A 19,301-nucleotide genomic window follows, 5' to 3' on the forward strand; every position below is an offset into this window, starting at 1 on the left:
TTCGGATGGAGCCGAAAGTCTAGAGCCCGGACTCCCTCCGGACGAGGCTTCGTCCCATGCCGACCGAATCAGCCCGCCCGTCGACCCCCACGCCCGACGGGCCGCAGCCCCCGCCCGCGCCGGACGTGCCGAGTGTCGTGTCCTCGATCGCCGGACGTGTCGAGACCCGCCGCCCGGCCACCGGGTCGGCGGTGGCCGCCGGGGCGGGGGCACCCGCGCCCGACGGCTCGGAGGTCCCGCCCGCGCCGGGCGGCGCGGGCGCTGTGTCCTCAAGCGCCGGACGGGCCGATTCGGCCCGCCCGGCCGAGGTCGCGCCGGGGTATCGCGAGGTGTTGTGGGTACGGGAGTTCCGCGTCGTGTTTGCCGCGCATCTGCTGTCACTGCTCGGGGTCGTCGTCACCGAGATCTCCCTGACCGTCCTCGTCTACGACCTCACCGGATCACCCCTCCTCAGCGCCCTCACCTTCGCGCTCGGGTTTCTGCCCTACGTCTTCGGCGGGACGCTCCTCGCCGGGGTCGCCGACCGGTTTCCGGTGCGGCGGGTGCTCGTCGTGTGCGATCTCGTCTGCGCCGGGTGCGTCGCCGTGATGGTGGTGCCCGGGACGCCCGTCGCGGGGCTGCTCGCGCTGCGGTGCGCCGTCGCCGCCGTCGCGCCCGTGTTCACCGGGACCCGGATGGCGGCCCTCACCGACATCCTCGGGGAGGGCGACCTCTACGTCCTCGGCCGCTCCCTCCTGCGGATCGTGTCGCAGAGCGCGCTTCTCGTCGGGTTCGCCGTCGGCGGCCTCCTCCTCGCCGTCGTACCCCCGCGCGGGGCGATCGCGATCACCGTTGTCACCTTCCTCTGCTCGGCCGCGCTGCTGCGCTTCGGTACGAAGGACAGGCCGGCCCGCCTTCTCGAGAAGGACGGCGGCGCGAATCTGCTGCGGGACTCGCTCGACGGCGCCCGGCTGGTCTTCGCCGACCGGCGGATCCGCGCGCTGACGCTGCTCTTCTGGATTCCCGCGATGTTCGTCGTCGCGCCGGAGGCGCTGATGGCGCCGTACGCCGACCGGATCGGCGTCGGCCCCGCCGCACTCGGCCTGATGATGTGCGCGATGCCCGTCGGGCACATCGCGGCCGAACTCGTCGCGGGCTCCGCGCTCGGCCCCCGTTCGCGCTCACGGATCGTGCTCCCCTCCGCCGCCTTGGGGCTGCTGCCCCTGCTCGTGTACGCCGTCACGCCCGGTATCGCCCTGGCCGTGGTCGCCCTCGCCCTGTCCGGCGTCGGCGCCGTGTACGTGATCGGACTCGACCAGTGGTTCGTGGAGGCGGTCCCGGAGGAACTCCGGGGCCGGGCCATGACGCTGATGACCGCCGGGCTGATGACGGTGCAGGGCCTCGGCATGGCGCTGGCGGGTCTCGCCGCCGAGTTCGTGCCGGTGCACCAGGTCGTCGCCGGGGCCGGCGCGATCGGAACCCTCTGCTCGGTCCTTCTCGTGTACGAGGTCCGCCGAACGGGTGGACCCCGTAATCCGGGAGTAGGGGCAGACCGGGACATGACCACTCGGTAGGGTCGCTGACGTGTCCAAGCCGCTCAGCCTTGCCTTCGATCCCATCGCCCGAGCCGACGAGCTCTGGCAGCAGCGCTGGGGCCCCGTGCCGTCGATGGGCGCCATCACGTCGATCATGCGGGCCCACCAGATCCTGCTCGCCGAGGTCGACGCGGTGGTCAGACCGTACGGGCTGACCTTCGCGCGGTACGAGGCACTGGTGCTGCTCACCTTCTCCAAGGCCGGTGAGCTGACCATGTCCAAGATCGGCGAGAGGCTGATGGTCCACCCGACGTCCGTCACGAACACGGTGGACCGGCTGGTCAGGGCCGGTCTGGTCGACAAGCGCCCCAACCCCAACGACGGCCGCGGCACCCTCGCCTCGATCACCGACAGGGGCCGCGAGGTGGTGGAGGTCGCGACCCGCGACCTGATGGAGATGGAGTTCGGCCTCGGGGCGTACGACGCGGAGGAGTGCGCCGAGATCTTCGCGATACTGCGCCCGCTGCGCATCTCGGCCAAGGACTTCGAGGAGAACTGAGCCCCGCCGTCCGCGGGGACTTTTCGGGTCGTTACGCTCGTCGCATGAAACAGAGCATCCTGACCCGCTACCGGGTCATGGCGTACATCACCGCCGTCTGGCTGCTGGTCTTCACCGTCGCCATCGTGCTGAAGTACGGCTTCGACACGGGCGACACCATGGTGATCTCCCAGATCCACGGTCTGCTCTTCATCGTCTACGTCGTCTTCGCCTTCGACCTTGGCTCCAAGGCCAAGTGGTCCTTCGGCAAGCTCCTGTGGGTGCTGGCCGCCGGCTGCATCCCGGTCGCCTCGTTCTTCGTCGAACCGAAGATCACCCGAGAGGTCCAGCCGCTGATCGTCCGGGACGAGACCGCCCCCGTCGAGGCCTAGCCACGCTCCCTTCCCACCGCCGTGAGGAAACTCGCGGCGGTTTACGTTCGACATTTACTAGGACGTCCTAGTAAATTCGAGGTATGGACGCTCACGCGCAGGCCGAGACCGCAGCGATCGAGGAGGGCCGCCGGCGCTGGCAGGCCCGTTACGACAAGGCCCGCAAGCGGGACGCGGACTTCTCCACGCTCTCGGGTGACCCCGTCGAGCCGGTCTACGGGCCGCGCCCGGGTGACACGTACGAGGGATTCGAGCGGATCGGCTGGCCGGGCGAGTACCCCTTCACCCGCGGACTCCACGCGACCGGCTACCGGGGCCGTACGTGGACGATCCGCCAGTTCGCCGGCTTCGGCAACGCGCGCCAGACCAACGAGCGCTACAAGACCATCCTCGCCAACGGCGGCGGCGGTCTCTCCGTCGCCTTCGACATGCCGACCCTCATGGGCCGCGACTCCGACGACCCGCGCTCCCTCGGCGAGGTCGGCCACTGCGGCGTCGCGATCGACTCCGCAGCCGACATGGAGATCCTCTTCGGCGACCTCCCGCTCGGGGACGTCACGACGTCCATGACCATCAGCGGCCCCGCCGTCCCGGTCTTCTGCATGTACCTGGTGGCCGCCGAGCGCCAGGGCATCGACCCCGCCGTACTGAACGGCACGCTCCAGACCGACATCTTCAAGGAGTACATCGCGCAGAAGGAGTGGCTCTTCCAGCCCGAGCCCCATCTGCGGCTGATCGGCGACCTGATGGAGCACTGCGCGGCGTCCATCCCCGCGTACAAGCCCCTCTCCGTCTCCGGCTACCACATCCGTGAGGCCGGGGCCACGGCCGCGCAGGAGCTGGCGTACACCCTCGCCGACGGCTTCGGCTACGTGGAGCTGGGTCTCTCGCGCGGCATGGACGTCGACGTCTTCGCCCCCGGTCTGTCCTTCTTCTTCGACGCGCACCTCGACTTCTTCGAGGAGATCGCCAAGTTCCGCGCCGCGCGCCGGATCTGGGCGCGCTGGATGAAGGAGATGTACGGCGCGAAGACGGACAAGGCGCAGTGGCTCCGCTTCCACACCCAGACGGCGGGCGTCTCACTCACCGCGCAGCAGCCGTACAACAACGTCGTACGGACCGCCGTCGAGGCCCTGTCGGCGGTCCTCGGCGGCACGAACTCGCTGCACACCAACGCCCTGGACGAGACCCTGGCCCTCCCCAGCGAGCAGGCCGCCGAGATCGCCCTCCGTACCCAGCAGGTGCTGATGGAGGAGACCGGCGTCGCCAACGTCGCCGACCCGCTGGGCGGTTCCTGGTACGTGGAGCAGCTCACCGACCGCATCGAGGCCGACGCGGAGAAGATCTTCGAGCAGATCAAGGAGCGCGGCCTGCGCGCCCACCCCGACGGGCAGCACCCCATCGGCCCGATCACGTCCGGCATTCTGCGCGGCATCGAGGACGGCTGGTTCACCGGCGAGATCGCCGAGTCCGCCTTCCAGTACCAGCGCGCGCTGGAGAAGGGCGACAAGCGGGTCGTCGGCGTCAACGTCCACCACGGCTCGGTCACCGGCGACCTGGAGATCCTGCGGGTCAGCCACGAGGTCGAACGCGACCAGGTGGCGGAGTTGGCGGAACGCAGGTCGGCCCGTGACGACGCCGCCGTCCGTACGGCGCTGGACGCGATGCTGGCCTCCGCGCGCGACGGGTCGAACATGATCGGACCGATGCTGGAGGCCGTCCGCGCGGAGGCGACGCTGGGCGAGATCTGCGGCGTGCTGCGGGACGAGTGGGGCACGTACACGGAGCCGCCCGGCTTCTGACGGCCACGCGGGAGCGCCGGCCACTCCGTGAGGCGGTCGGCGGTCGGCCGGGCGCTCGTCCGGGGCAGTCGCTGTCGCCGCCGAGGCGGCCGGCCTCTCCCGCCTCCGTGAGGACGGACATGCCCGGGGATGTCCCCGGACGGCCCGCCGCGGGCGGTCAGATCGCCGTACACGGCCGCGAAGCCGCTGTCCCGGTCGTCGAAGGGCGCGAGCCGGTCGGCCGGGCCCGGCCCCACGGCCGACGGCGCCGGAGACGGGGCGCATCGCCGCGCCGCCGGGAACGCAAGTGCGCCTGAGGTCAAGCCCTCAGGGCTCCTGGATCGCGCCCAGCCCCGCCACCAGCAGCAGCGTGAAACCGCGTGCCCAGTCCTCGTCCACCCGCTCCGCGCTCACCAGCGTCCGGTGCACCACGGCCCCCGCGATCACGTCGAAGATCAGGTCGGCGTTGCGGGCCGCCGCCTCGGGGTCGCTCTCGTACGGCAACTCGCCCCGCGCCTGCGCCCGTTCGCGGCCCTTGAGCACCAGGCCCTTCTGCCGGTCGACGATCGCCGTACGGATCCGGTCGCGCAGCGCGTCGTCCCGCGTCGACTCGGCGACCACGGCCATCAACGCCGTCTTTGTCTCCGGCCGCTCCAGCAGCGCGGCGAACTGGAGCACGACGCCCTCGATGTCGGCGCTGAGGCTGCCCCGGTCAGGGATCTCGATCTCGTCGAAGAGGACGGCGACCGCGTCGACCACCAACTCGTTCTTGCTTGCCCAGCGCCGGTAGAGCGTGGTCTTGGCGACGCCCGCGCGCGCGGCGACGTCGCCCATCGACAGCTTGGACCAGCCGAGTTCCACCAGCGCGGCTCTGGTCGCCAGCAGGATCGCCGTGTCCGCCGCGGCGCTGCGGGGACGGCCGGCACGGTTGGGGCTGCGGTGGCTGCGGCTCAGCATGCCCGCGACCATACCCGCCGGTAGGGAATCCGTTGTGAGTCAGTTCACCGGATGAATCTCACACGGACGGGGGAGCTTGTCGGTTACGCTACGACCCGTAGCGAAAGGCCGTTTCTCCTTGAGCGGTTCTTGAGCGGCGACCACAGGGCGCGGGGTGGGGACTCCGTGCCGAACCCCGGTCCCCCACGGGGGACTTGCCCCGATCGTGTTCAGGCGCGAGCGGGGTGCGAGGACCGTGTCCGACCGTGTGCTCCGCATCCTGCGGGGCCCCCGCGGCGGGCGCGGTCGTGTGCGGGCGGTCCGTTCTCCCCCAGGCGGACGGGGCGGGATGTCCGATTGCTTTTCACATGCGCGCGCGGAGAGGGGAGGATGTACTCATGCAGCCTAGGAACATGTCCATGAGCGGCGTCGTCGATCTCGCCGCGGTGAAGGCGGCCGGTGAGGCCAAGGCCAAGGCCGAGCAGGCCCGCGCCGAGGCGGCCCGTCGGGGCGACACCGGTGCCGTACCCCCCTCCAGTCTTGTGATCGACGTCGACGAGGCGGGCTTCGAGCGCGACGTCCTCCAGCGCTCCGCCGAGGTCCCGGTCGTCATCGACTTCTGGGCCGAGTGGTGCGAGCCGTGCAAGCAGCTCAGTCCCGTACTGGAGCGGCTGGCCCGTGAGTACAACGGCCGGTTCGTTCTCGCCAAGGTCGACGTCGACGCCAACCAGATGCTGATGCAGCAGTTCCAGATCCAGGGCATCCCCGCGGTCTTCGCCGTGGTGGCGGGCCAGGCGCTGCCCCTCTTCCAGGGCGCGGCTCCCGAGGCCCAGATCCGCGAGACGCTGGACCAGTTGATCCAGGTCGGCGAGCAGCGCTTCGGCCTGACCGGCATCACGGTAGACGCCGGGGCCGCGGAGACCGACGCGGACGCCGAGCCGGAGGAGCCGGTGGGGCCGTACGACGCGCTGCTCGAAGCCGCCGTACGCGCGCTGGACGCCGACGACTTCGGCGGCGCGGCGCAGGCGTACCGGAACGTGCTCGCCGACGACCCCGGCAACACCGAGGCGAAGCTCGGTCTCGCCCAGGCCGAACTGCTCTCCCGGGTGAAGGGGATGGACCCGCAGCAGGTGCGCAAGGAGGCGGCGGAGCGGGCGGACGACGTCCCCGCGCAGATCGCCGCCGCCGACCTCGATCTGGTCGGCGGTCATGTCGAGGACGCCTTCGGCCGGTTGGTCGAGGCCGTGCGGCGCACGGCGGGCGAGGACCGGGACGCGGCGCGGCTGCGACTGCTCGAACTCTTCGAGGTGATCGGCTCGGACGACCCCCGGGTGACCGCGGCGCGACAGGCACTTGCCAGGGTCCTTTTCTGAGATCGTCCCGCCTCCGGCACGTGCTGCCGGGCGCCACATAACGATTTGCCGACTCGACCACACCGACGACCCCGTTTTACCAAAACTTGGTAAAGCGGGGTCGCTGTTACTCCGAGTAAAGCAACCGCCTTGGTCTGTCCGGTTATTGGCGGTATTCGCGAGTTCTGTCGGGGTGATTTGAGGCACCCTGTGTGCCCGCGCGGCGCCGCCCCGTGGCTCCTGTGTGAACCACTCATTACTTGCCAGTAACGAACCCCCTTGTGTCCCGAGCGTGAATACACCACGATCGTCCACGCTCGGTCCGACAGCGCACCGGTACGGCGACCCAGTCGTGCCCACCGCGGTCGGGACCCCACCGGGCGGGCCGGCGGAGCGGTGGCGCCGACCCGGGGACAGGGGGGTTCCCGCCGACCGGCGGGGCCTGTCCGGCGGCCACGCGAGGCGCGTGGCCCAGTGGTTGTCGCTCGGGGGTGATCGTCGGTGATTCTGACGCGGCTCGTTCCGCTGATACTTAACGGCGCTCTCCTTCCCGAGGACGTAGCACTTCTCCCATCCCAGGACGGGCCGACGCCCGATCCGGAGATGTACGTCCGAGAAGGAGGAAAGTGATGGAGTCCCAAGCACGTGGCGGGACCAGATGGAAGCGGTTCGCCGTCGTCATGGTGCCGAGCGTGGCCGCGACGGCCGCGATAGGTGTCGCTCTCGCACAGGGCGCGCTCGCCGCGTCGTTCAGTGTGTCGGGGCAGAGTTTCAAGGTCTCGGCCGACCAGTTGGTGGGCCAGGACTTCGTTCAGTACGGAAGCCTCGCCGACGGCACCGATCTCAAGGGCAACAAGACCGCCCACCCGGTGGCCGTTTCCGGATTCAGCTCGGCCACGATCAGCAACATGTGCCAGTCGGTGGTCACCCCGGACGTCCCGATCTTCGGCAGCGTCAGCCTTGAGCTGCGGGCCGGCCAGGACAGCGCGAAGCCGGTCAAGGCGACCAACCTGTATCTGGACGTCGCCAAGCTCGAAGCCGACGCCAAGTTCAAGAACATCGACATCGGTGTGGCGGCCGGCGACACGAGGATCCAGCCGGGGACCGAGAAGAAGGTCAACCCCTTCGGCTTCGCACAGCGCGCCGAAGAGGCGACGCTGACCGATGTGAAGCAGACGGCGTGGGCGACCACGGCCGGCACCTTCGAGCTCAGCGGTCTGAGCCTGAAGCTGCACAAGGGCACCAAGGAGTGCTACTAGACCCCCATCGGGTCCTGAGCACTTCGCCCCCTGGGGCGGGCGCGCCCCGCACGAAGCGGTCGCGTCCGCCCGACTCCCCCAATCTCTCACAGCAACACTGGTTCCAGGGAGCTGTTTTCCATGAGCGCCGAGCCTTCGGATCCCCGCGGCCGATTCACTTACTGGCGGCTGCGCTTCCGCGCCTGGCGGGGTACTCGGCCGTTCTGGGCGGGGTTGTTGGCGATCCTCAGCGGGGTGCCGATCGTCTACTTCCCCTACGCCGAGCTCAAGTTGGGCCATCTCACGCTGACGATGGCCACCACGGCGGGTGCGGGCTCGCTGATCATCGGTGTCCTGCTGGCCACCCTGGGACTGACGATGTGGTTCCAGAGCATCGTGCGGGTGTTCGCCGGCGTCGCCACCATCCTGCTGGGACTCGTCTCCATACCCGTGGCCAACATCGGCGGATTCGGAATCGGGTTCCTGCTCGCGCTCATAGGCGGAGCCCTGTCCATCTCCTGGGCGCCGGGCCGGCCCGCGGGGGCCGACGAGGAGCACGACGACCGGGCCGACGACCGGTCGGGCAAGCACACCGCCGTACGACAGCAGACGTTCGGACCCGACGGCGGAGCCGTCGACCAGGGCACCCCGGACGGAGGCGGGGACGGCCCTTTTCTCCCCGGCCCGTCTGACGGGGACCCGAATCTGACGGAGACGAGTGCCCATGCCAACGGCGGGAGGAACAGTGCGGGGTGACGACACGCGGCCGGAGACGGCCGGAGGCGGGCAGGCCCGCGAGAGAAGCGGCCCGCGCCACGCCGCTCCCAGGAAGTCGCTGCTGACCAAGCTCCAGATCCCGGCCGGCAAGGCGTTCGCGCTGGCCGCGATGCCGACGGCGGTGTTCGTCGGGATGGGGCTCACGCCCCGGCTCGCGCTCGCCGAGGACGCCAAGGACATTCCGTTCGCGCCGGGGCCGTGCGTCACGCGCTCCGACGAGCCGCCGGAGGAGTCGGCCTCGCCGTCGCCGTCCGAGAAGCCGTCGGACGACGCGTCCGGGGATCCGTCAGGGGATGCCACGGACAAGCCGAAGCCGCCCACCGGCGGTGACGGGGACGACGGTGACGCTCCCGAGCCCAAGCCCGGCGAGACACCGCCCGCGTCCGACGCGCAGAAGCCGGCCGCGCCCAAGGAGCCCGCGCCCGGGCCGAGCGCGTCGAAGTCCAAGGACCCGCTGGACCCGCTGGGGTTGGGCGACGCGCTGGGCGACCTCCTCGGCGTACCGGACAAGGACGAGCCGGCGCCGGACGAGCCGGCCGACCCGGAGCCCGAGAAGCCCGGGGCGGACAAGCCCGCGGACCCGGAGCCGGACACGGAGCCGGGGGTGGAGAAGCCCGGTGGCGACGACAGCACCGAGGACGCGATCAGGGACGCCGCGGACAAGGTCGGCGCGGAGGTCGAGGAACTCGACGACGCCGCGGAGGGACTTGAGGCGCGCAAGGACGACGACATCCCCGAGGGCGCCGACGGCAAGCCGCGCTTCCCCTGCCCCGAGGCCGACCCGGAGGCGCTCGCCGCCGCCGAACTGGAGCCGGGCATCCCGCTGTTGCCGGACGACCCGTGGAGGCTGGAGAGCACCAAGCTCACGCTGCGGGGGCTCGACTACCACGGCATCGTCGAGGTGAAGACGGGCAGCGGGAAGATCAAGAAGGCGCTGAAGTTCACCGCCTCCGAGGTGGACATCAAGGACCTGCACCAGAAGGTCGTCTACCCCGAGGGCCGTACGGCGCACGTGGCGAGCAGGCAGGACTCCACGTCGACCATCCGCGACGGTCAAGTCACCATGTACACCGAGGAGTTGAAGGGCAATCTGTTCGGGCTGATCCCGATCACGTTCAGCCCGGAAACCCCGCCGCCGCTCAACGTCCCCTTCGCGTTCTTCACGGACGTGGAGGTGCTCCAGGCGGGCCAGTTCGGCGGCACGCTGACGGTCCCCGGCCTCCACAACTACATCACCGACTAGCTCCTGTCGCCGGACAGGGCTCAGGGCGCTGCTTCGTCGTCGATCGCCGGACGGGCTCATTTCGAGCCCGTCCGGCGATCGCGCGTTCAGCTCTGCGGTGCGACCGTGCCGCCCAGGTGATGGACGCGGACCATGTTCGTCGTGCCGGGGACGCCCGGAGGGGAGCCGGCCGTGATGATCATCGTGTCCGACTCGCTGTAGCGCTGGAGCTTCAGCAGCTCCGCGTCCACCAGGTCGACCATCGCGTCCGTGGTGTCCACGTGCGGTACGACGAAGGACTCGACGCCCCAGCTCAGCGAGAGCTGGTTGCGCGTCGCCTCGTCCGTCGTGAAGGCGAGGATGGGCTGACAGGTGCGGTAGCGCGACAGACGGCGGGCCGTATCGCCGGACTGGGTGAAGGCGATCAGCGCCTTGCCGCCCAGGAAGTCCGCGATCTCGCACGCCGCGCGGGCGACCGAACCACCCTGCGTACGGGGCTTCTTGCCCGGCACGAGCGGCTGGAGCCCCTTCGACAGCAGCTCCGTCTCGGCCGCGACGACGATCTTCGACATCGTCTTGACCGTCTCGATCGGATACGCGCCGACGGACGACTCCGCCGACAGCATCACCGCGTCCGCACCGTCCAGGATCGCGTTCGCCACGTCCGACGCCTCGGCGCGCGTCGGACGGGAGTTGGTGATCATCGACTCCATCATCTGGGTCGCCACGATCACCGGCTTGGCGTTGCGGCGGCACAGCTCGATGAGCCGCTTCTGCACCATCGGGACCTTTTCGAGCGGGTACTCGACCGCCAGGTCGCCACGGGCCACCATGATGCTGTCGAACGCCGCGACGACGGCCTCCATGTTGGCGACGGCCTGCGGCTTCTCGACCTTCGCGATGACGGGGACCCGGCGGCCCTCCTCGTCCATGATCTTGTGGACGTCGTTGATGTCGTCCGCGTCGCGCACGAAGGACAGCGCGATCATGTCGCAGCCCATCCGCAGGGCGAAGCGCAGGTCCTCGACGTCCTTCTCGGAGAGCGCCGGCACATTGACCGCCGTACCCGGCAGGTTGATGCCCTTGTGGTCGGAGATGACCCCGCCCTCGACGACCAGCGTCTTGACCCGCGGGCCCTCGACCTCGGTCACGCGCAGCTCGACGTTGCCGTCGTTGATCAGGACCTGGTCGCCCTTCGCGACGTCCCCGGGCAGGCCCTTGTAGGTGGTGCCGCAGATGCCCTTGTCACCGGGGACATCCTCGGTGGTGATGACGAACTCGTCACCGCGCACCAGCTCGACGGGGCCCTCGGCGAAGGTCTCCAGCCGGATCTTGGGGCCCTGGAGGTCGACGAGCACGCCCACGGCCCGGCCGGTGGCCTCGGCCGCCTTCCGGACGCGGTGGTACCGCTCCTCGTGCTCGGGGTGGGACCCGTGGCTCATATTCAGTCGGGCCACGTTCATACCGGCCTCGATGAGCGATTTCAGCTGCTCGTACGAGTCGACGGCGGGGCCTAGTGTGCAGACGATTTTGGAACGGCGCATAAGGCGGATCCTATCGGTTTGTTTCGGCTCGGAATATTCCGTCTGGCGGAAAGTACAAATGGGCGGGGTGGCGCTCAGGCGTCGACCAATGCGAAGGTCTGGCGGGCGATCTCCATTTCCTCATCGGTCGGCACCACGGCGACGGCGACGCGCGCGTGTTCCGGCGACACCAGGCGCGGCTCGCCGGACCGTGCGGCGTTGAGTTCCGCGTCGACGACCAGCCCCAACTCCCCGAGCCCGGCGATCGCGGCCTCCCGCACCGGCGCCGCGTTCTCGCCGACGCCCGCGGTGAACACCACCGCGTCCACCCGGCCGAGCACCGCGTAATAGGCGCCGATGTACTTCTTCAGACGGTGGATGTAAATGTCGAAGGCCAGCGTCGCCGCGGCGTCACCCGCGTCGACCCGGCGGCGGATCTCCCGCATGTCGTTGTCACCGCAGAGCCCCGTCAACCCGCTCTTCTTGTTGAGCAGTTCGTCGATCTCGTCGGTGTCCATTCCGGCGACCCGCTCCAGATGGAAGACCACCGCCGGATCGATGTCCCCGGAGCGCGTACCCATCACCAGCCCCTCCAAGGGGGTCAGCCCCATCGAGGTGTCCACACAGCGCCCGCCCGCGACGGCCGACGCCGACGCCCCGTTGCCCAGGTGCAGCACGATCAGGTTCAGCTCCTCGGGCGCGCGCCCCAGCAGCTCGGCGGCCCGCCGTGAGACATACGCGTGCGACGTGCCGTGGAAGCCGTAGCGCCGGATGCGGTGCGCGTCGGCCGTCGCGGCGTCGATCGCGTACCGCGCGGCGTACTCCGGCATCGTCGTGTGGAACGCGGTGTCGAAGACCGCGACCTGCGGCAGATCGGGGCGCAGCGCCCGCGCGGTCCTGATGCCGGTGATGTTCGCCGGGTTGTGCAGTGGCGCCACCGGCACCAGCCGCTCGATCTCGGCCAGCACGGCGTCGTCGATCACCGTCGGCGCGCTGAACTCCAGCCCGCCGTGCACCACCCGGTGGCCGATCGCCGCCAGCTCGGGGGAGTCGATGCCCGCCCCGTCCAGGGCCAGTTCCTCGGCGACGGCCCGCAACGCCCGCTCGTGGTCGGCGATCCGCCGCGTACGCTCGCGCCGGACCGCGCCGTCGCCCGAGGGCGTGTGCACCAGCCGCGACGTGCTCTCGCCGATGCGCTCGACGAGGCCGACGGCGAGACGGGTGCCGTCGCGCATGTCCAGCAGCTGGTACTTCACCGAGGAGGAACCGGAGTTGAGCACGAGGACTCGGGTGGGCTGCGAGGTCACGGGCGGGATGCCTTTCGTGGAGGGGACGGTGGGGCCGGGACCGGACGGTGTCACGCGCCGTCGCCCTGCGCCTGGACGGCGGTGATGGCGACGGTGTTCACGATGTCCTGGACCAGGGCGCCGCGCGAGAGGTCGTTGACCGGCTTGCGCAGTCCCTGCATCACGGGACCCACCGCCACCGCGCCCGCCGAACGCTGCACGGCCTTGTAGGTGTTGTTGCCGGTGTTCAGATCGGGGAAGATCAGCACCGTCGCGCGCCCGGCCACCTCCGAATCGGGCAGCTTCGTCGCGGCGACGGACGGCTCCACCGCCGCGTCGTACTGGATCGGCCCCTCGATCTTCAGCTCGGGCCGCGCGGCGCGCACCAGCTTCGTCGCCTCGCGGACCTTGTCGACGTCCGCCCCCGAGCCCGAGGTCCCCGTCGAGTACGAGAGCATCGCGATCCGCGGCTCGACGCCGAACCGGGCGGCGGTCGCGGCGGCCTGTACCGCGATGTCCGCGAGCTGCCCGGCGTCCGGGTCCGGGATCACCGCGCAGTCGCCGTACACCAGCACCTTGTCGGCCAGGCACATGAAGAAGACCGAGGAGACGCTCGACGAGGGCGTCACCGCCCGCCCGTCGTCCGCCGCCACCCCGCCTGACGCGCTCCGCGCGGCCCCCTTCGTCTTGATGATCTCGAACGCCGGGCGGATCGTGGCCGCCGTGGAGTGCACGGAGCCCGAGACCATGCCGTCCGCGAGCCCCGCGTCGACCATCAGTGTCCCGAAGTAGTTCACGTCGGCCACCACGTCGTACGCCAGCTCCACGGTCACGCCCCGGTGCGCGCGCAGCTCGGCGTAACGCTCGGCGAACCGCTGCCGGAGCTCGTCCGTCGCCGGGTCGACAATCTGCGTGCCCGCCAGATCGATACCGAGATCGGCGGCCTTCTTGACGATGACGTCGACGTCCCCGAGGAGCGTCAGGTCGCAGACGTCGCGGCGCAGCAGCACATCGGCCGCGCGCAGCACCCGTTCCTCCGTGCCCTCCGGCAGGACGACGCGGCGGCGTACGGCGCGGGCCTGCTCCAGCAGATCGTGCTCGAACATCATCGGCGTCACCCGGCCGCTGCGCGCCACCGACATCCGTGCCAGCAGATCACCGGTGTCCGCGTACCGCTCGAAGAGACCCAGCGCCGTCTCCGCCTTTCGCGGCGTCTCGGCGCTCAACTTCCCCTCCAGCGCGAACAGTTCGCCCGCCGTGGGGAAGGATCCCGCGACCACCGAGACGACCGGTGTGCCCGGCGCGAGCTTGGAGGCGAGGGTGAGGACCGAATCGGCCGGCCGCTCGTCCAGCGTCAGCAGCACGCCCGCGATGGGCGGTGTGCCCGCCGAGTGCGCGGCGAGCGCGCCCACCACCAGATCGGCCCGGTCGCCCGGCGTGACCAGCAGACAGCCGGGAGTCAGGGCGCCGAGCAGATTCGGCAGCATCGCGCCGCCGAAGACGAAGTCGAGCGCGTCGCGCGCCAGACCGGCCTCGTCCCCGAGCAGCACCGTGCCGCCGAGGGCCCGGGTGATCTGCGAGACGGTCGGAGCGGCCAGCGCCGCCTCGTCGGGCAGCGTGTAGCAGGGCACCGGCAACTGCTGCCGCAGCTGCGCGTCGATCGCGTCGCGGTCCTCGGGGGCCACCCGGTTCACGACCATCGCGAGGATGTCGCAGCCGAGCACGGCGTACGCCCGGTGGGCATTGCGTGCCTCGGCCTGTACGGAGTCGGCGTGCTGGCCCTTGGCGCCGACCACCGGTATCACCGAGGCGCCGAACTCGTTGGCCAGCCGCGCGTTGAGCGACAGCTCGTCGGGGAGCTGGGTGTCGGCGAAGTCGGTGCCGAGCACGAGCACGACCTCGTACTCCCGCGAAACCTCGTGGAAGCGCCGTACGAGCTGCGACACCAACTCGTCCGTACCACCGTCGGCCTGGATCCCGGCGGCCTCCGCGTAGCCGAGGCCGTAGCCGGACGCCGGGTCCTGCGAGAGCCGGTAACGGGCGCGCAGCAGGTCGAACAGGCGGTCGGGGCCGTTGGCGTGGACCAGTGGACGGAACACGCCCACGCGGTCCACCTGGCGGGTCAGAAGCTCCATGACTCCCAGCTCGACGACCTGCCGGCCGTCTCCGCGTTCGATCCCGGTCACGTACACGCTGCGAGTCACGCGTGCTCTCCTGTTCGACGAAGATGAGGGAAGAGGGGGGAGGCGACGCGTCCCCGCGGTGGTGGGGCGGGGAGCGAAATTCCTGTTTCTGCCGTTAGGCCCGTTAGGGTGGCAAAGCCCTCTTGACAATACCTGTGGGGGTGGGTACGGCGCCTCCGAGACGGGTAGGCGGTACGGCCCGTGGCAGGTCCGCACCAGACCACCCCGAGTGAGCAGGAGACACAGCGCGATGCGTATCGGAGTTCTCACCGCAGGCGGCGACTGTCCCGGCCTGAACGCCGTGATCCGCTCGGTCGTCCACCGCGCCGTGACCGGACACGGCGACGAGGTCATCGGCTTCGAGGACGGCTTCAAGGGCCTCCTCGACGGCCACTACCGTCCGCTCGACCTCGACTCGGTCAGCGGCATCCTGGCGCGCGGCGGCACGATTCTCGGTTCCGCCCGGCTGGAGCGCGGCCGGCTGCGGGAGGCGGCCGAGAGCGCCGACGAGCTGGGCCGCAAGTACGGCATCGACGCCCTCATCCCGATCGGCGGCGAGGGCACCCTCACGGCGGCCCGGATGCTCTCCGACGCGGGCATGCCCGTGGTGGGCGTTCCGAAGACCATCGACAACGACATCTCCTCCACCGACCGCACCTTCGGCTTCGACACGGCCGTGATGGTCGCCACCGAGGCCATCGACCGGCTCAAGACCACGGCCGAGTCGCACCAGCGCGTCATGGTCGTCGAGGTCATGGGCCGGCACGCCGGATGGATCGCGCTGGAGTCGGGCATGGCGGGCGGTGCGCACGGCATCTGCCTGCCGGAGCGGCCCTTCGAGGTCGACAGCATCGTGAAGATGGTCGAGGAGCGGTTCGCGCGCGGCAAGAAGTTCGCGGTCATCTGCGTCGCCGAGGGCGCGCACCCGGCCGAGGGCTCGATGCACTACGTACGGGGCGAGATCGACCAGTTCGGCCACGAACGCTTCGAGGGCATCGGCAACCACCTCGCGAGTGAGCTGGAGCGGCGGTTGGGCAAGGAGGCCAGGCCGGTCATCCTCGGCCACGTACAGCGCGGGGGAACGCCGACGGCGTACGACCGGGTGCTGGCGACGCGCTTCGGCTGGCACGCGGTGGAGGCGGTCCACAACGGCGACTTCGGCAGGATGACCTCGCTGAACGGCACATCGGTGTCGATGGTGCCGCTCGCGGAGGCCGTCACCCGCCTCAAGACGGTGCCGGAGAACCGGATGTTCGAGGCGGAGTCGGTCTTCTAGAACGCCTCGTCGGGCGGTCGGTCCTTCGGGGCGCGGGGCGTGATGGGGGCCCGCCCCGCGCCCCGAGGCGTGATGGGGGCGAACTCAGCCCTTCACCGCGCCGCCCAGCGCGAAACCCCCGCCCAGCCGGCGCGAGATCAGGATGTAGAGCAGCAGCACCGGCGTCGAGTACAGGATCGAGAACGCCGCCAACTGGCCGTAGATCACCGAGCCGTAGTTGCCGAAGAAGGTGAAGATCGATACGGACGCGGGCAGTTGGTCGGGGGACAGGAGCAGCATGAAGGGGACGAAGAAGTTCCCCCAGAGCTGGATGAACGTGTAGATCATCACGACCGTCATCCCGGGCCCCATCAGCGGCAGCACGATCCGGGTCAGCGTCTGGAGCATCGAGGCCCCGTCCGTCCACGCCGCCTCCTCCAGGACGGTCGGCACCCCGTCCATGAAGTTCTTCATCAGCCAGATGGAGAAGGGAAGTTGGGACGTCGCGAGGAACAGCGCCGTGCCGTACATCGTGTCGACCAGGTTGACCTGGACGAACAGCCCGTACACCGGGACCATGATCGCCGTGATCGGCAGACACGTCGTGAACAGGATCGTCAGCAGATACGGGCGGCTGAACCGCGAGCGGTAGCGGGACAGCGGATACGCCGCCAGCGCCGCGCACGCCACCGTCAGCAGCGTCGCGCTTCCGCACAGCAGCAGGCTGTTGAGCATCGGCGTGAACGTGATCTCGTCGGTGAGGACCGCGCTGAAATTCTCCGTGGTCGGCGACGACGGCAGCCGTACCCGCAGGTCCGCCTCGGCGTCGATGGAGGACAGCACCAGCCACAGAAGCGGCAGCAGGAAGGCCCCGGCCACCACGAACAGCGCGGCGTCCGAGGCGAGCCGGACGCGAGTGGCGCGCTTCATCACACCTCCACCTTGAGCAGACGCACATAGACGATCGAGAACAGCGCGCCCACGAGAAGCAGCAGCAGCGCGACCGCCGTGCCGTAACCGATCAGGCTCTTGAGGAACGCCTGGTCGTACATGAACACCGGCAGGGTCTGGCTGCGGTTGCCCGGCCCGCCGCGCGTCATCGCCCAGATCAGCCCGAAGACGGAGAGGGTGGAGAGCGTGTTGAGCATCAGATTGGTGCCGATCGAACGCCGGATCATCGGCAGCGTGATGTGCCACAGTCGCCGCACACCGCTCGCGCCGTCGACCTCCGCCGCCTCCGTGATGTCCTTCGGGATCTCGGACAGCGCGGCGGAGTAGATCAGCATCGAGAACGCCGTCCCGCGCCATACGTTGGCGAACGACACCGCCAGGATCGGCAGGGTGAACAGCCAGTTCTGGGACGGCAGATGGAGCCAGTCCAGGATGACGTTCAGTGTCCCCTCGCGGCGGAAGAACGCGTACAGCAGGAACGCGGCGACGATCTCCGGCAGCACCCACGCCGCGATCACGACGGCGCCCGTGACGGTCCGCACCGGCCGGGACGCGGCCCGCATCAGCCCGGCGAGCGCGAGCCCGATCGTGTTCTGCCCGACGATCGACGACACGAAGGTGAAGACGAGCGTCAGCCACACGGCGTTGCGGAAGTTGTCGTCCGCGAACGCCCGCCGGAAGTTGTCCAGGCCGACGAAGTCCGAGGTGGAAGAACCCGTCAACTGCGTGTTGGTGAAGGCGATCCAGACGCAGTAGCCGATCGGCCCGGCGAGGAACAGGAGCAGCAGCACGGTCGCCGGGGCCAGCGGCAGCCAGCGCAGCGGGCGCGCCCCGCGACCGCCACGGCCCTGGTCGCGCTCACGGCCGCCCGCCGGCACCGCGGGCCCGCCCTTGCTCACCGGGCCGCCCGCGGTGCTCACCGCGCTCACGGTGCCGCCGCCGTCACCGCCGGGGCCGCGTCCGGGCTGGTGCTCACTTCTCGACCACCGCGCCGTCGGCGATCGTCTTCAGCTGCTCGTCGTACGCCTTCGCGGCGTCCGCCGCCGACGAGTCACCCGTCGTCACCGACTCCATCGCCTCACCGATCGCGGACGACACCTGGGGGTAGACAGGCAGCGCGGGGCGGTAGTTGGTCACCTCGACGAGCTTGGTGAAGAAGTCGATACCGGGCATCGACTTCAGATACCTCGGATCGGCCGCCACATCCTCACGGACGGCGATCTGCGCGCCGACGACGTCCCACTCGACGGCGTTCTCCTTCGTCTGCTGCGTCTTGATGAACTCGAAGGCCAGGTCGGGGTTCTGGGCCTTCTGCGGGATCGACCACGCCCAGCCTCCGGACATCGACACGCTGCCGGGCGCCTGCCCGTTCTGCGTCGGCATCGGTGCCTGGGCAAGCTCGGTGGACCACTCGGGCCACTCCTTGGGGCCCTTGTTGATCCAGTTCTGCCCCATCCAGGAGCCGTCGAGGGAGATCGCCAGCTTGCCCTCGGGGAAGAACTCGGTCGCGACGCGGGTACCGATGTTGGGGTCGAGCGCGTCGGAGACGTCGGGCCCCAACTTCTCGGCGTACACGGTGCGTACGAACTCAAGGGCGTCCTCGAAGCCCTTGTTGCCCGCCACCCACTTCTTCGCCGACGGGTCGTAGAGCGGGTCGGCGCCCGTGCCGTACAGCAGCATCTCGAAGCCCTGCATCACCGCCGCCTCGCCGGGGCCCTTGCCGGTGTAGACGTTGAGCGGGATCGCGTCCGGGACCTTCTGCTTGACGGTGCGCGCCGCGTCCAGGACCTCGGCCCAGTTCGCCGGCTGCCAGTCGGCGGGCAGCCCGGCGTCGGCGAAGATCTTCTTGTTGAACCAGAGGCCGCGGGTGTCGGTGCCGTCCGGGACGCCGTACGTCCTGCCGTCCTCGGCCTTCGCGGCCGACTTCGCCGTGTCGACGAACTGGCCCCAGTCGGCCCACTTGTCCAGATACTCGTCCAGCGGGCGCAGATAGCCGGCCTTGATGTCGGAGTTGATGCGGAAGGTGTCCTCGTAGACCAGATCGGGCGCGGTCTTCGGGGAGCGCATCATCTGCTGCGCCTTGGTGGCGTAGTCGTTGTCCGGGGCCTGGATCGGGATCAGTTCGACTTTCTTGCCCGGATTGTTCTTCTCGAAGTCCTTCTTCACGGACTCCAGATAGTTGTCCTTGAAACGGATCTTGTTGTCCGTCGATCTGTTGTAGGCGACCTTGATGGTGTCCGGATCACTGCCGGACCCGCCGCCGCACGCCGTGAGCGCACCGGCGGCGAGGACCGTGACGAGGAACAGTGGGGCGGTGGGGCGCACGGGCACGACCTCCTCATTTGGCCACGAA

At 69.9% G+C, this 19,301-nt stretch carries 16 protein-coding genes; 9 read left to right on the forward strand and 7 right to left on the reverse strand.

Annotated elements, in window-relative coordinates; translation table 11 throughout:
* Window positions 1–56: 56 nt before the first annotated feature.
* The 4 genes from SSPS47_RS23835 (at window position 57) to SSPS47_RS23850 (ending at window position 4,246) form a co-directional block, all read left to right on the forward strand.
* Complete coding sequence (locus tag SSPS47_RS23835; RefSeq protein WP_239065027.1) at window positions 57–1,553, forward strand: MFS transporter; 1,497 nt, start codon at window positions 57–59, stop codon at window positions 1,551–1,553.
* A gap of 10 nt (window positions 1,554–1,563) precedes the next feature.
* A complete protein-coding gene (locus SSPS47_RS23840) occupies window positions 1,564–2,073 on the forward strand; it encodes a MarR family transcriptional regulator (RefSeq protein WP_164252807.1) in 510 nt (169 codons plus the stop codon).
* A gap of 44 nt (window positions 2,074–2,117) precedes the next feature.
* Window positions 2,118–2,444 (forward strand): DUF3817 domain-containing protein, encoded by a 327-nt coding sequence (locus tag SSPS47_RS23845; RefSeq protein WP_147873798.1) that lies wholly within the window; start codon window positions 2,118–2,120, stop codon window positions 2,442–2,444.
* An 83-nt stretch (window positions 2,445–2,527) separates the two neighbouring features.
* Complete coding sequence (locus SSPS47_RS23850; RefSeq protein WP_147873797.1) at window positions 2,528–4,246, forward strand: methylmalonyl-CoA mutase family protein; 1,719 nt, start codon at window positions 2,528–2,530, stop codon at window positions 4,244–4,246.
* 306 nt (window positions 4,247–4,552) lie between these two features.
* Here SSPS47_RS23850 and SSPS47_RS23855 read toward each other — a convergent pair whose 3' ends face one another.
* The gene (locus SSPS47_RS23855) at window positions 4,553–5,182 is read right to left on the reverse strand and encodes a TetR/AcrR family transcriptional regulator (RefSeq protein WP_164252808.1); all 630 of its coding nucleotides are present in this window, start codon (window positions 5,180–5,182) and stop codon (window positions 4,553–4,555) included.
* 377 nt (window positions 5,183–5,559) lie between these two features.
* Between SSPS47_RS23855 and SSPS47_RS23860 the strand changes: the two genes are divergently transcribed.
* The 4 genes from SSPS47_RS23860 (at window position 5,560) to SSPS47_RS23875 (ending at window position 9,771) form a co-directional block, all read left to right on the forward strand.
* Window positions 5,560–6,534, forward strand: coding sequence for a tetratricopeptide repeat protein (locus SSPS47_RS23860; protein ID WP_203557912.1), 975 nt, complete (start codon window positions 5,560–5,562; stop codon window positions 6,532–6,534).
* A 608-nt stretch (window positions 6,535–7,142) separates the two neighbouring features.
* Complete coding sequence (locus tag SSPS47_RS23865) at window positions 7,143–7,772, forward strand: DUF6230 family protein (protein ID WP_147873795.1); 630 nt, start codon at window positions 7,143–7,145, stop codon at window positions 7,770–7,772.
* A gap of 120 nt (window positions 7,773–7,892) precedes the next feature.
* Window positions 7,893–8,507 (forward strand): DUF6114 domain-containing protein, encoded by a 615-nt coding sequence (locus SSPS47_RS23870; protein WP_164252809.1) that lies wholly within the window; start codon window positions 7,893–7,895, stop codon window positions 8,505–8,507.
* Window positions 8,476–9,771 (forward strand): hypothetical protein, encoded by a 1,296-nt coding sequence (locus SSPS47_RS23875; RefSeq protein WP_239065028.1) that lies wholly within the window; start codon window positions 8,476–8,478, stop codon window positions 9,769–9,771. The genes SSPS47_RS23870 and SSPS47_RS23875 overlap by 32 nt, the downstream gene beginning before the upstream one ends.
* An 86-nt stretch (window positions 9,772–9,857) precedes the next feature.
* Here SSPS47_RS23875 and pyk read toward each other — a convergent pair whose 3' ends face one another.
* The 3 genes from pyk to pta form a co-directional block, all read right to left on the reverse strand.
* On the reverse strand, window positions 9,858–11,294 hold the full coding sequence (gene pyk, locus SSPS47_RS23880; protein WP_147873792.1) for a pyruvate kinase: 1,437 nt from the start codon (window positions 11,292–11,294) through the stop codon (window positions 9,858–9,860).
* Between the two features lie 74 nt (window positions 11,295–11,368).
* Window positions 11,369–12,580: an acetate kinase gene (locus SSPS47_RS23885; protein WP_164252810.1), complete on the reverse strand. Its 1,212-nt coding sequence runs from the start codon at window positions 12,578–12,580 to the stop codon at window positions 11,369–11,371.
* A 50-nt stretch (window positions 12,581–12,630) separates the two neighbouring features.
* Window positions 12,631–14,763, reverse strand: coding sequence for a phosphate acetyltransferase (gene pta / locus SSPS47_RS23890; RefSeq protein WP_164252811.1), 2,133 nt, complete (start codon window positions 14,761–14,763; stop codon window positions 12,631–12,633).
* 229 nt (window positions 14,764–14,992) lie between these two features.
* Between pta and SSPS47_RS23895 the strand changes: the two genes are divergently transcribed.
* Complete coding sequence (locus tag SSPS47_RS23895) at window positions 14,993–16,018, forward strand: ATP-dependent 6-phosphofructokinase (RefSeq protein ID WP_164252812.1); 1,026 nt, start codon at window positions 14,993–14,995, stop codon at window positions 16,016–16,018.
* An 84-nt stretch (window positions 16,019–16,102) separates the two neighbouring features.
* Here SSPS47_RS23895 and SSPS47_RS23900 read toward each other — a convergent pair whose 3' ends face one another.
* The 3 genes from SSPS47_RS23900 to SSPS47_RS23910 all read right to left on the reverse strand — a co-directional run bounded on the left by SSPS47_RS23900 (window position 16,103) and on the right by SSPS47_RS23910 (window position 19,273).
* Window positions 16,103–16,927, reverse strand: a complete 825-nt coding sequence (locus SSPS47_RS23900) for a carbohydrate ABC transporter permease (protein ID WP_164252813.1) — start codon at window positions 16,925–16,927, stop codon at window positions 16,103–16,105.
* Window positions 16,927–17,826 carry a sugar ABC transporter permease gene (locus tag SSPS47_RS23905; protein WP_147874085.1) on the reverse strand — a complete coding sequence of 300 codons (900 nt, stop codon included), beginning with the start codon at window positions 17,824–17,826 and terminating at the stop codon, window positions 16,927–16,929. Before SSPS47_RS23905 ends, SSPS47_RS23900 begins: the two co-directional genes overlap by 1 nt.
* Before the next feature lie 94 nt (window positions 17,827–17,920).
* On the reverse strand, window positions 17,921–19,273 hold the full coding sequence (locus SSPS47_RS23910; RefSeq protein WP_164252814.1) for an extracellular solute-binding protein: 1,353 nt from the start codon (window positions 19,271–19,273) through the stop codon (window positions 17,921–17,923).
* Window positions 19,274–19,301: the final 28 nt, after the last annotated feature.

The organism is Streptomyces sp. S4.7, assembly GCF_010384365.1.
In the GTDB taxonomy this organism is placed as follows: Bacteria; Actinomycetota; Actinomycetes; order Streptomycetales; family Streptomycetaceae; genus Streptomyces.